The following is a 12,053-nucleotide window of genomic DNA, read 5'->3' on the forward strand; positions in this document are numbered from 1 at the left end:
TCCCGGACCCGCGCTCGATTTTCCCGAGATTGATATTTGTTTTTTCCGTCCGACATGCAGCGGGGCTAATCTCCACCAGGCTTGCCGTAACCACCTGCGGTCGGCGTCTGGATGATGATCGCTTCGCCGGCATCGACGACGGTGGCGTCGGCGCCCTTGAGACGGTCCATGCGGCCGTCGTTTCGACGCACCCAGTTCTCGCCGATCTGGCCATCCTCGCCACCGGCGAGACCAAACGGCCGGATGCGGCGGTGACCGGAGAGGATGGTGTATTCCATCTTCTCCAGGAACCGCATGGTGCGGATGATGCCGTCGCCCGCGTTCCATTTGCCCTTGCCGCCCGAGCCTTTGCGGATGTGAAAGTCTTCGAGCAGCACAGGATAACGGAATTCGAGAATCTCCGGATCGGTGAGCCGCGTGTTGGTCATATGCGTGTGCACGGCGTCGGTGCCCGGAAATCCGGGACCGGCCGGCGAGCCCGAGCAGATCGTCTCGTAATACTGATACTTGTCGTTGCCGAAATTGACGTTGTTCATGCTGCCTTGCGCGCCAGACATCGCGCCGAGCGCGCCAAGGAGCGTATCGGTCACCATCTGTGACACTTCGACATTGCCGGCGACGACCGCCGCCGGATAATGCGGCTTCAACATCGATCCGTCAGGCACCTTGATGTTGATCGGGCGCAGGCATCCGGCATTCATCGGAATGTCGTCGTCGACCATGACGCGGAACACATAGAGAATTGCGGCCCGCGTCACCGGCTCGGGCGCGTTGAAGTTGTTGCCCTGCTGCGGCGAGGTGCCGGTGAAGTCGACCGTCGCCTCTCTCTTCTTTTTGTCGACAGTGATCTTGACCTTGACGACGTTGCCCTGGTCGGCCTCGTAGCTGAACTCGCTGTCGTGCAGCCGCTCGATGACACGCCGCACGCTCTCGTCGGCATTGTCCTGCACGTGCTTCATGTAGGCGTGCACGACGTTGAGGCCGAACAGGCCGACCATCTTGTGCAGTTCTTGCAGGCCTTTCTCGTTGGCCGCGATCTGCGCCTTGAGGTCGTTGACGTTCTGCAGCGGGTTGCGCGCCGGATACTTCGCCTTGGTCAGAAGCTCGTAGAGCTCCTTCTCACAGAAGCGGCCGCGATCGACCAGCTTGAAGTTGTCTATATAGATGCCTTCTTCTTCGATCGAGGTCGCGACCGGCGACATCGAGCCCGGCGCGATGCCGCCGATGTCGGCGTGATGGCCGCGGCTCGCCACCCAGAACAGGATTTTCTTGTTGGCCTTGTCGAACACCGGCGTGCAGACCGTAAGGTCCGGGATGTGCGTACCGCCGTTGTACGGCGCGTTGATCAGATAGGAGTCGCCCGGTTTGATACGGCCCTTGTTCTCGCGGATGATGGTCTCGACGGCGCGGTCCATCGAGCCGAGATGCACCGGCATGTGCGGCGCGTTGGCGACCAGCGAGCCGTCGGCCGCGAACACGGCGCAGGAGAAGTCCAGCCGCTCCTTGATGTTCACCGAATAGGCGGTGTTCTGCAGCGACACGCCCATCTGTTCGGCGATCGACATGAACAGGTTGTTGAACACCTCGAGCATGATCGGATCGGCCTTGGTGCCGATCGCCTGTGCGCGCTTGAGCGCCACGTAGCGCTCCAGCACCAGGTGGTTCTTGGCGGTGATCACGGCGCGCCAGCCGTCCTCGACCACCACGGTCTGGTGCGGCTCTATGACGATGGCCGGGCCGTTGACCTTCTGGCCCGGCGCAAGCTGGTCGCGGGTGTAGACCGCGGCCTTGTGCCATTTGCCGCCGGAGAAGAACTCCGTCTTGCGCGCAGGCGAGGGGAGCTTGCCACGCGTCGTCTTGTGATTGCGCTCGCGGAACTTGGCGCCGCCGCCGACCGCTTCGACCGACACGGCCTCGATGACCAGTTCCTTGGTCCGGTCAATGAAGCCGAAGCGCGATTTGTGCGCCTTCTCGAAGGCGGCTTTCATCTTGGGGAGCGTGCCGGCTTCGACGATCAGCGCCGTGTCAGTGCCGGCGTAGCGGATGTGGGCACGGACGATGACCTTGATGCTGCCGGCCGGAACGCCCTGACCTGCGACCTCGGCCTTGGCGTCCTTGCCGAGCCGCGTGCCTTCGCGCTTGATCGCCGCAAGCGACTTGGCGCCGAGGGTCTCTTCGATGGCGAGCTGCCGCGTCGCGCGGATGTCGGCGAGGCCCATGCCGTAGGCTGAAAGCAGTGACGAGAACGGATGGATCAGCACCTCGGTCATGCCGAGCGCGTCGGCAACCAGGCAGGCATGCTGGCCGCCGGCCCCGCCAAAGCAGTTGAGTGCGTAGCGCGTCACGTCATAGCCGCGCTGCACCGAGATTTTCTTGATCGCGTTCGCCATGTTCTCCACGGCGATCTTGATGAAGCCGTCAGCGATCTCCTCTGGCGATTTTTCGCCGACCTCCTTGGCCAGTTCGGTGAAGGCGCGCTTCACCTCGTCGGCGTCGAGCGGCTGGTTCTGTTCGGGTCCGAAAATCTTCGGAAAGAAATCCGGCATCAGCTTGCCGACCAGCACATTCGCGTCCGTCACCGCGAGCGGCCCGCCGCGGCGGTAGCATTTCGGTCCGGGATTGGCGCCGGCGCTGCCGGGGCCGACGCGGAAGCGCGAGCCGTCGAAGTGCAGCACCGAGCCGCCGCCGGCCGCGACCGTATGAATGAGCATCATCGGCGCGCGCATGCGCACGCCGGCGACCTCGGTCTCGAAAGCGCGCTCGTATTCGCCGTCGTAGTGCGACACGTCGGTCGACGTGCCGCCCATGTCGAAGCCGATCAGCTTCTTGAAACCGGCCTCGCGGCCGGTTTCGGCCATGCCGACCACGCCGCCCGCGGGTCCGGACAGGATCGCGTCCTTACCCTGGAACAGCTCGGCTGCGGTGAGGCCGCCCGACGACATCATGAACATCAGCCGGGCGCCCGACTTTCGGGCATCGAGCTCCGAATCCACGGTTGCGACATAGCGGCGCAGGATCGGCGAGAGATACGCATCGACCACCGTGGTGTCGCCGCGGCCGACGAGCTTGATCAGCGGCGAAATCTCGTGGCTGACGGAGACCTGGGGAAAGCCCATGTCGCGAGCGAGCTTGGCGACGGCCTTTTCATGCTCCGGATAGCGATAGGCGTGCATGAAAACGATCGCCACCGCCTTGATGCCGTCCTTGAGCGCACGCTCCAGTTCGGCGCGTGCCTCATCGAGGTTGAGCTTCTTTTCCACCGTACCGTCGGCGCGCATGCGCTCGTCGATCTCGGCGACGCGCTCGAACAGCATTTCAGGCTTGATAATGTGCTTGGCGAAGATCTTCGGCCGCGCCTGATAGCCGATGCGCAGCGCGTCTCGGAAACCTCTGGTTGTCAGCAGCAGTGTGCGATCGCCCTTGCGCTCCAACAGCGCATTCGTGGCGACCGTGGTCCCCATCTTCACGGCGCCGACGCGGCCCTGCGGGATTGGCTCGCCTTTTGCTAGGCCAAGCAGGTCGCGAATGCCTTGGACGGCGGCGTCGCGATAGGCCTCCGGGTTCTCGGACAGGAGCTTATGGGCCACCAAGGTGCCGTCGGGCCGCCGGCCCACGATGTCCGTGAACGTGCCGCCACGATCGATCCAGAAGTCCATCTGGTTTTTTTGGGGTTTCGCTTGCTTCATACCTGTCTCAAACGCCATCATCGGACCGACATTCCGAAGCTCGTGCATAGCACGCCTCCTCGGAACCAAGGGATGCATTCTGGCCGCAAGGTGCTTACGGCGCGGAATGGCGGATGACGGGGATCATGCGGACTTTCCTTGACCGGCTCTACTTGTTTTCGGGCTATCTCGCCGGCGCCTTCATGCTGGCAATCTTCGTGCTGATGATGGCGCTGTCCGCCGGCCGCCCGCTCGGCCTCAATATTCCGGCGGCCGACGATTTCGTGTCCTGGTGCATGGCAGCAATGGCCTTCCTCGGCCTCGCTCACACCTTCCGGCACGGCGAGATGATCCGGGTCGGCCTGCTGATCGACAAATTGCCCGAACGGAGCCGGCACTGGGTCGAGCTTGTCTGCCTTGTCATCGGCATCGGTTTCATCGCCTTCTTCGCGTTCTACGCCTGCCAGCTCGTGCGCGACTCCTGGCGCTTCCATGAGATGTCGCAGGGCGTGATTTCGATCCCGATGTGGATCCCGCAGATCGGCTACGCGCTCGGGCTGATCATCCTGCTGATCGCCTTCGTGGACGAATTTGTCCACGTGCTGCGCGGCAACCTGCCACGCTACGAGAAGCCCAAGCCGCAGACCGCCGAAGAGGTGGTCGAGCAGGCGATCCAGAGCGGGGTCTAACGTGGACCTGATCGAGATCGCGCTCGTCCTCCTGGTGCTGCTCACCGTCCTTTTGGCCGGCGGGGTGTGGATCGCAATCGCACTGATGGCCTGCGGCTATGCCGGCATGTTGTTCGTCGGCGGCAGCGTGCCGCCGGGCGGGGTGCTGGCGACGACCGTGTGGGGCAACAGCGCGTCGTGGACGCTCGCCGCGTTGCCGCTCTTCATCTGGATGGGCGAGATTCTGTTTCGCACCAAGCTCTCGGAGGAGATGTTTCGCGGGCTGGCGCCCTGGCTCAACCGCATTCCCGGCCGGCTGATGCATGTGAACGTGCTCGCCTGCGGCATCTTCGGCTCGGTGTCGGGCTCGTCGGCTGCGACCTGCGCCACCGTGGCCAAGATCGCGCTGCCTGAATTGAAGAAGCGCGGCTATGACGAAAACATCAGCCTCGGCTCGCTTGCGGGCGCGGGCACGCTCGGCATCCTGATCCCGCCGTCGATCATGATGGTGATCTATGCGGTGCAGGCCAATGTCTCGATCATCCAGGTGTTCCTGGCGGGCTTTCTGCCGGGCTTCCTGGTGATGGCGCTCTATTCGGGTTACATCGCGATCTGGTCGCTGCTGCATCCGGAAAAGACGCCGCCGCCCGAGCCGGCGCTGACCTTCCGCGAGAAACTTCGCGAATCCGCGCAGCTCATTCCGACGATGCTGCTGATCCTGCTGGTGTTCGCCGCGCTGATGTTCGGCTGGGCGACCGCGACCGAGTGTGCCGCCTGGGGCGTGATGGGGTCGCTCGCCATCGCCTGGTATCACGGCATGCTGAGCTGGGAGTCGTTCTTCCTGAGCGTGATGGGCGCGACACGCGTCACCTGCATGATCATGCTGATCCTGGCCGGTGCGTCGTACATGTCCACCTCGATGGCCTATACCGGCGTGCCGCAGGCGCTCGCCACATGGGTCGGCCACTTCAATCTCAGCCCCTATGCGCTGATCGCGGCGCTCACCGTGATGTACATCGTGCTCGGCACCGCGCTCGACGGCATCTCGATGATCGTTCTGACCACCGCGGTGGTGATCCCGATGATCAAGGCGGCGGGCTTCGACCTCGTCTGGTTCGGCATCTTCGTCGTGCTGGTGGTCGAGATGGCCGAGGTCTCGCCGCCGGTCGGCTTCAACCTGTTCGTGCTGCAGACCATGAGCGGCAAGGATTCCAATTTCGTCGCGAAAGCCTCGCTGCCGTTCTTCTTCCTGCTGGTCCTGGCGGTCGCCATCATCACGGTGTTCCCGAGCATCGTGATGGTGCTGCCAAGGCTCGCATTCCCAGCCTGAATTCAAACGTGAGAGGGCGATCACCATGAAGCATCGAATGAAGACACTGCTGGCCGCCGCCGCGGTCGCGTTGTTCGCGACGCAAGCTTCGGCGCAGACCAAATGGAATCTGCCGAGCGCCTATCCGCCGGACAACCCGCATGTCGAAAACCTGACGCTGTTCGCAAAGGACGTCGCGGACGCGACCGGCGGCAAGCTGCAGATCACGGTGCATGCCGGCGCCTCGCTGTTCAAAGGCCCCGAGATCAAGCGCGCGGTCGCGACCGGCCAGGCGCAGACCGGCGAAATCCTGATCTCGATCCTCGAGAACGAGAACCCGATCTTCGGTATCGACGTCGTGCCGTTCCTTGCCACGAGCTTCCCCGAAGCGATGAAGCTCTGGCTCGCCTCGAAGCCTTTGATCGAGCAGAAGCTCGCCGCGCAGGGCATCCAGGTGCTGTTCACGGTGCCGTGGGGCCCGCAGGGCATCTACGCCAAGAAGGACATCAACAGTATCGAGGACATGAAGGGCCTGAAGTGGCGGGCCTATAACGTCGGCACCGCGCGCATCGGCGAACTGGTCGGCGCCCAGGCGGTGACGATCCAGGCTGCGGAGCTGCCGCAGGCTTTGGCGACCGGCGTGGTCAACGCCTTCATGTCATCGGGCGCGACCGGCTACGACTCCAAGGTGTGGGAGTCGCTCACCCACTTCTACGACACTCGCGCTTGGATTCCGCGCAACGTCGCCTTCATCAACAAGGCTGCGCTCGACGCGCTCGACAAGCCGACCCAGGAGGCGGTGCTGAAGGCCGCCAAGGTGGCCGAGGAGCGTGGCTGGAAGATGTGGGAGACCAAGACCGAGTGGTACCACGAGGAGATCGCCAAGAAGGGCATGAAGGTGCTCAAGCCGAGCCCCGAGCTTCAGGCGGGCTTCAAGAAGATCGGCGACCAGCTCACCGCCGACTGGCTCAAGCGCGCTGGCGCCGAAGGGCAGGCCGTGATCGACGCTTATAAGAAGAGCCTCTGAAGGCAGATGTTTGAAACATAGGCCCTTCAACTCGGTCATTCCGGGGCGCCGCGAAAGCCGCGAACCCGGAATCCAGAAGCACGGGCGGCGTCTTCGTCTGGATTCCGGGTTCACGCGCTTTGCGCGTGCCCCGGAATGACCGGGCGGCACAAGCCTCGCCACAACCGCTTCGTCCATGCTATTGACGGCCCCGCCGCGCTTCGCGGCCCGCCGCCTGGGGCATTTTCCGGGGCGGTCGAGAGACGGCTTTCCAACCAACAGGACAGGCAATGGCTAACGTTGTGGCAATCTGCGGCTCGCTGCGTAAGGGGTCGTTCAACCGTATGCTGATGAATGCTTCGATCGGGCTCGCCCCCGCCGGCATGACCATCAAGGAAGGCCCGTCCTTCGCCAACATTCCGATTTATAATTTCGACGACCAGCAATCGACCGGCTTCCCCAAGGACGCCGACGTGCTGCATGAGGCGATCCGCGCCGCCGACGCCGTGCTGGTCGTTTCGCCGGAATACAACTGGTCGGTGCCGGCCGGCTTGAAGAACGCCATCGATTGGTTGTCGCGCTACAAGGAAGTCTCGTTCAAGGACAAGCCGGTGGCGATCCAGTCAGCGGCCGGCGGCCTGCTCGGCGGCGCGCGCATGCAGTATGCGTTGCGCATGGTGTTGCAGGCTGTCGATGCTCAACTGTTCGGCAAGCCCGAGGTGATCGTCAACATGGCGGCCAACAAGTTCGCTGATGGCAAGCTGACCGACCAGGGCGCACAAGATCTGATCAAGCAGCAGCTCACGGCTTTCGCCAAGTTCATCGAACGCCACAAGGTTTGAGCCGATAACAACAAACCAGGGAGGAACGCCATGTATGCGGTGGTAGGCGCCACGGGAAACACCGGGCGCGCGGTCGTCAAGGAGCTCAAGGCCCTCGGCGAGAATCCGGTCTGCGTCGTTCGCAATGCCGACAAGGCCAAGGACGTGCTCGGCGCGGACACCAGGACGGCGATCGCCGAGCTCGACGATCGCGCCGCGATGGAGAAGGCGTTGGCGGGCGCCAAGCGCGTCTTCGTCGTCACCGGTCACAACCCGAAGTCCGATGTGCAGCAGATCAATGTGATCGATGCCGCCAAGGCCGCGGGCGCCGAATACATCGTCAAGGTGTCCGGCGGCCGCGACGTGATCGGTCCGAACGTGGAATCGGTGAATGGCCAGGCGCACTACAAGATCGAGGAGCACCTGAAGAAATCCGGGCTGCAATGGTGCATCCTGAGCCCCGGCCTGTTCATGCAGAACATCCTGGGGCAGGCCGCCAACATCAAGGACCAGGGCAAGATCATCCAGCCATGGCCGAAGGATCTGTCGGTCGCGCTGATCGACGTGCGCGACACCGGCGCGCTCGGCGCCCGCGTGCTGCGCGATCCGCAAAAGCACAACGGCAAGCTCTACTCGTTCAGTGGTGTGAGCACCACGTTCGGCGATTTCGCCAAGGTGATCGGCGATACCATCGGCAAGCCGCTCACCTACGTCGAGATCACGCTGGAGCAGGCGGAAGCCGGAATGAAGTCGCGCAACATGCCGGACTGGCTGGTGGCGCATCTCATCTCGATCGCGCGGGCGGGCGGCAAGGGCGCGTTCTCGCACGAGAACACCCAACCGATCCGCGACATCGTCGGCCGTGAGCCGATCACGACGAAGCAGTTCGCGCAGGATTTTAAAGGCGCATTCAGCTGAGGCTGGAAGGCCCCGCCAGCCGCACCGGCGGTGAACTCCCTCTCCCCAACGGGGAGAGGGTTGGGGTGAGGGGGCCTCAGTCCCTCGATAGACCGTACTCCCTCACCCGCCGCACTTCGTGCGGCGACCTCTCCCCATGGGAGAGGTGAAGGGGCTGCTGTACCACCGATTCAATTCCGACGATTTCTAACTCCGCTTCACATTCGAAATCCGTGTCGGCACGCCGAATTCGCGGTGGCACACCTCGGCGAGCGCCGCGATGCCGGTGCGGATTTCGTCATGCGTCGGGCTTGCAAAGCAGAGCCGCATGCGGCTCTTGCTGTGCTCGCGGTTCACCGACCATTCCGGCCCGGGATTGATCGCGACGCCGGCCTTGAGCGCCGGCTGGTAGAGCTTCAGCGTATCGACGTTGTCGGGCAGCTTGACCCAAAGGAAGATGCCGCCCTTGGGCTCCTCGAACTCGGCCGCTGTGCCGAACTGTTCGTTGAGTGACTCCATCAACGTGTCGAGCTTCTTGCGCAGCCCGCGCGTCAGAACCGGCACATGTTCGGCGAAATGCGGCCCGCAGTATTCGGCAAGCACCATCTGCTCCAGCGAGCCCGAACCCGCGTCGAACTTGATCGACAGCATCCGCGACAGGATCTGCCAGGGCGCGACGATGTAGCCGACGCGCAGCGCCGGCGCGATCGATTTGGAGAACGAGCCGATGTGGATCACGTTCGCGGTCTTGCTCATGGCATGCAGCGCCGGCGGCCGCTTGTGATCCCAGATCAGGTCCGCGTAGCAGTCGTCCTCGAAAATCGGCACGCCGTACTGCTCGGCAAGCTTCAGCATCTCGGCGCGGCGCGCCTCGGGCAGGATTGTGCCGGTCGGATTTTGCACCGTCGGGATGGTGTAGATGTACTTCGGCCGGACGCCGCGGCTTTTCAGCTCGTCGAGCGCGTTCGCCAGCGCGTCCATCCGCATGCCGTCGCGATCGAGCGGGATGCCGACGATGTTGACGCCGAGCCGCGTCAGCCGATTGATCGAGCCCTGATAGCACTCCTGTTCGATGATCACGGTGTCGCCGCGCGCAAGCAGTGCACCATTGACCAGATCGAGCCCCTGCAGCGAGCCCGACGTGATCATGATCTCGTCGGCCGTGCAGGTCATGCCGGCGTCGCGCTTGAGCTTCGTGACCAGGAAATCGCGCAGCGCGCGATAGCCCTGGGGGCCGCTCATCAGACCGTAGGTCGCAAGCGTCCGGCCTTCGCGCTTCAGCACCGAATTCGCCGACGCTATCAGCCCATCGAGCGGCAGTTCGTCGCCGTCGTTGTTGCCGCCGGTGAAGTTGTATTTCGGCAGGCCGGTGTATTTCACGGCCGGCGCGGGATGGCCCGCGGGCACGAGCGGCGTGAAGTCGAAGGCGGTGGTCATGACGGTCGGCCTCTTACTTGACTGAAACGGGATAATGCAGAAAACCGCGGAACCGGGCGCGGCCGCCCCGGTCCGGCTCGCTGGTGCATTCGATCGACTTGAAGCGGCGCACGAGCTTGCCGATCGCAACCTGCGCCTCCATCCGCGCCAGCGAATTGCCGGCGCAGGTGTGAATGCCGAAACCGAAGGCGAGATGCCGGTTCGGCGTGCGGCGGATGTCCAGTGTATCGGGCTCGGGAAACTGGGCCGGGTCGCGATTGGCCGCGCCGATGCACAGATGCACGTAGGTGCCGGCCGGCATCGCGGTCTCGCCGATCCGCGTGTCGGCGGCCGCGCGGCGGTTGCCGAGCTGGTTCGAGCTTTCCATGCGCAGGAATTCTTCGATCGCGGTTTCGATGGTCTGCGGATGCGCGGCAAGATCGCGCATGACGTCGGGGTGGCGCCGCAGCAGATCGATGCCGTTGCCAATCAGGTTGGTGGTGGTCTCATGGCCGGCGTTAAGCAGAAAGATGCAGTTGTGCAGGAGCTCGAGCTCCGAGAGCTTGTCGCCGGAAGGCTCAGTACCGCCGAGATCGGTCGCGCCGATCAGCGTGGACAGGATTTCGCCCGGGTCTTGCGCGCCTTCGCGCTGCCGCCGCGCCACGAGATCGCGCAGGAAGGCTTTGAATTCCTCGACCGCGGTCATGCCGCCGCCGAGTTGCTGCTCCGACAGCACCGGTTCCAGCGCGCCAAGGATGCTGAGAGACCAGTCGCGCAGCGGGCCGCGCTCGTCCTGCGGGATGCCGAGCATGTCGCCGATGAGCTGCACCGGGATCGCTGCGGCGAAATCCTCGATGAGATCGATTTGGCCATGCTCGGCCGCATGGTCGAGCAGCCGATCCACCAGAAGCTCGATGCGCGGCTGCAACGCTTTCAGTGCGCGCGGCGTGAACGCCGGCGCCAGGAGCTTGCGGACCCGGGTGTGGATCGGTGGATCGTTGAACACGAGGCTCGTGGTGTGGTGTTCATAGAGCGCGCTGTCGCCGAACTTCGGCTTGAACTGCACGGTCTTGTCCGAGCTCCAGGTCTTGGTGTCGTGATAGACCGCGACGAGATCGTCATAGCGCGTGAGGAAATACGAACCATCCGGCATGCGGTGCACCGGATCGCGCTCGCGCAGCGCGCGGTAGGTCGGGTAGGGGTCGTCGAGAAACGCGCGGTCGAGCCGGTTGATGTCGAAGTCCGCCGCCATGTCCGCGACGATCGCCATGTTTTATGCAAGCCCGCTGGCGCGGGCTTGCTCCAGCGCCATCACGGCCCAGTCCTTGTCGCCGTCGCCATGGGCCACCGCGCCGACGAGGCGATCGCGCCAGACATTGCCGCTCGGCAGCGGCACCGCGGCGATATTGCCGGCTTCGAGCGCTAGATTGGCGTCCTTCAGGCCGAGCACGGCCATCTGCCCGACCTTGCTGTAGCTCTCGTCGACCATGATCTTGCCGTAGACCTTGTAGGCCGAGCAGTTGAACAGTCCGTCGGTCATCACGTCGAAGAAAACGCTGGTGTCGACGCCGTATTTGCGGGTGAGTGCGAAGCCTTCGCCCATCGCCTCGATGGCGCAGCCGAGCACGAAGTTGTTGGCGATTTTCATGGCGGTCGCGGCCTCCGGATCGGCGCCGCCTTCGAAGGTCTTGCGGCCGAGCGCGTCGAACAGCGGCTTGCATTTATTCATTGCGTCGGCTGGACCGGAGGCGAAGACGCCGGCGGTGCCGGACGACACCAGTTCCGGCCGGCCCATCATCGGTGCGCAGATCAGAAATTGGCCCTTGTCCGCATGGGCGGCCTTGAGCCTCTTGATCACCGGAATACCGTGGGTGCCGGCGCACACGTGGATGCCGCCCTTGGGCAGTGCGTCGAGCAACCCTTGCCGGAAGACGACATCTTCCAACGCGGCGTCATCAGCCAGCATTGTGTAAATGACGTCGCCGTAGCGCGCCGCGTCTGCCACGGAGCCGACGAGCTTCGCACCCTGGTCGGCGAGCGGCTTGGCCTTGGCCGGCGTGCGGTTGTAGATGCCGATGTCGTGGCCTGCGGCGAGCAGCCGCCCGACCATCGCCCCGCCCATGCGGCCTGTCCCGATGAAACCGACCTTCATGGCACAACCTCTTTCCATCGCTCAAACCTCGACCCGTCATCCTGAGGTGCGAGCGCAGCGAGCCTCGAAGGATGGACGGCCTCAGTGTTGCAGCAGCCGGGCCGTCGACCCTTCGAGGC

Annotated in this window: 9 protein-coding genes; 5 read left to right on the plus strand and 4 right to left on the minus strand. The window is 64.0% G+C overall.

Going from position 1 to position 12,053, the window contains the following annotated elements; all coding sequences use genetic code 11:
- Positions 1 to 65 precede the first annotated feature (65 nt).
- On the minus strand, positions 66 to 3,686 hold the full coding sequence (locus tag RHPLAN_RS12955; protein ID WP_237180128.1) for a hydantoinase B/oxoprolinase family protein: 3,621 nt from the start codon (positions 3,684 to 3,686) through the stop codon (positions 66 to 68).
- 125 nt (positions 3,687 to 3,811) lie between these two features.
- On the opposite strand from RHPLAN_RS12955, the gene RHPLAN_RS12960 reads away from it, so the two are divergent.
- The 5 genes from RHPLAN_RS12960 (at position 3,812) to RHPLAN_RS12980 (ending at position 8,387) form a co-directional block, all read left to right on the plus strand.
- On the plus strand, positions 3,812 to 4,354 hold the full coding sequence (locus tag RHPLAN_RS12960; RefSeq protein WP_084246532.1) for a TRAP transporter small permease: 543 nt from the start codon (positions 3,812 to 3,814) through the stop codon (positions 4,352 to 4,354).
- A gap of 1 nt (position 4,355) precedes the next feature.
- Complete coding sequence (locus tag RHPLAN_RS12965) at positions 4,356 to 5,663, plus strand: TRAP transporter large permease (RefSeq protein WP_068018293.1); 1,308 nt, start codon at positions 4,356 to 4,358, stop codon at positions 5,661 to 5,663.
- Positions 5,664 to 5,688: 25 nt separating this feature from the next.
- The gene (locus tag RHPLAN_RS12970) at positions 5,689 to 6,669 is read left to right on the plus strand and encodes a TRAP transporter substrate-binding protein (RefSeq protein ID WP_068018296.1); all 981 of its coding nucleotides are present in this window, start codon (positions 5,689 to 5,691) and stop codon (positions 6,667 to 6,669) included.
- Between the two features lie 269 nt (positions 6,670 to 6,938).
- Positions 6,939 to 7,490, plus strand: a complete 552-nt coding sequence (locus RHPLAN_RS12975; RefSeq protein WP_068018299.1) for an NADPH-dependent FMN reductase — start codon at positions 6,939 to 6,941, stop codon at positions 7,488 to 7,490.
- A gap of 30 nt (positions 7,491 to 7,520) precedes the next feature.
- A complete protein-coding gene (locus RHPLAN_RS12980) occupies positions 7,521 to 8,387 on the plus strand; it encodes an NmrA family NAD(P)-binding protein (RefSeq protein WP_068018301.1) in 867 nt (288 codons plus the stop codon).
- 186 nt (positions 8,388 to 8,573) lie between these two features.
- Here the strand turns inward: RHPLAN_RS12980 and RHPLAN_RS12985 are convergent, their stop codons facing one another.
- The 3 genes from RHPLAN_RS12985 to RHPLAN_RS39315 are packed head-to-tail and all read right to left on the minus strand — an operon-like array spanning position 8,574 to position 11,934.
- Entirely contained in the window at positions 8,574 to 9,803 is a 1,230-nt protein-coding gene (locus RHPLAN_RS12985; RefSeq protein WP_068018304.1) for an aminotransferase-like domain-containing protein, read from the minus strand.
- Positions 9,804 to 9,816: 13 nt separating this feature from the next.
- Positions 9,817 to 11,052, minus strand: a complete 1,236-nt coding sequence (locus RHPLAN_RS12990) for a cytochrome P450 (RefSeq protein ID WP_068018307.1) — start codon at positions 11,050 to 11,052, stop codon at positions 9,817 to 9,819.
- A gap of 3 nt (positions 11,053 to 11,055) precedes the next feature.
- Positions 11,056 to 11,934 (minus strand): NAD(P)-dependent oxidoreductase, encoded by an 879-nt coding sequence (locus RHPLAN_RS39315; protein ID WP_068018310.1) that lies wholly within the window; start codon positions 11,932 to 11,934, stop codon positions 11,056 to 11,058.
- Between the last annotated feature and the right edge of the window lie 119 nt (positions 11,935 to 12,053).

This window comes from Rhodoplanes sp. Z2-YC6860 (assembly GCF_001579845.1).
In the GTDB taxonomy this organism is placed as follows: Bacteria; Pseudomonadota; Alphaproteobacteria; order Rhizobiales; family Xanthobacteraceae; genus Z2-YC6860.

What these genes read in the sequence shown, in the direction of transcription:
- RHPLAN_RS12955 (WP_237180128.1), bottom strand. Translation starts at nt 3,686, where the DNA reads ATGAAGCAAGCGAAACCCCAAAAAAACCAGATGGACTTCTGGATCGAT.
- RHPLAN_RS12960 (WP_084246532.1), top strand. Translation starts at nt 3,812, where the DNA reads ATGCGGACTTTCCTTGACCGGCTCTACTTGTTTTCGGGCTATCTCGCC.
- RHPLAN_RS12970 (WP_068018296.1), top strand. Translation starts at nt 5,689, where the DNA reads ATGAAGCATCGAATGAAGACACTGCTGGCCGCCGCCGCGGTCGCGTTG.
- RHPLAN_RS12975 (WP_068018299.1), top strand. Translation starts at nt 6,939, where the DNA reads ATGGCTAACGTTGTGGCAATCTGCGGCTCGCTGCGTAAGGGGTCGTTC.
- RHPLAN_RS12980 (WP_068018301.1), top strand. Translation starts at nt 7,521, where the DNA reads ATGTATGCGGTGGTAGGCGCCACGGGAAACACCGGGCGCGCGGTCGTC.
- RHPLAN_RS12985 (WP_068018304.1), bottom strand. Translation starts at nt 9,803, where the DNA reads ATGACCACCGCCTTCGACTTCACGCCGCTCGTGCCCGCGGGCCATCCC.
- RHPLAN_RS12990 (WP_068018307.1), bottom strand. Translation starts at nt 11,052, where the DNA reads ATGGCGATCGTCGCGGACATGGCGGCGGACTTCGACATCAACCGGCTC.
- RHPLAN_RS39315 (WP_068018310.1), bottom strand. Translation starts at nt 11,934, where the DNA reads ATGAAGGTCGGTTTCATCGGGACAGGCCGCATGGGCGGGGCGATGGTC.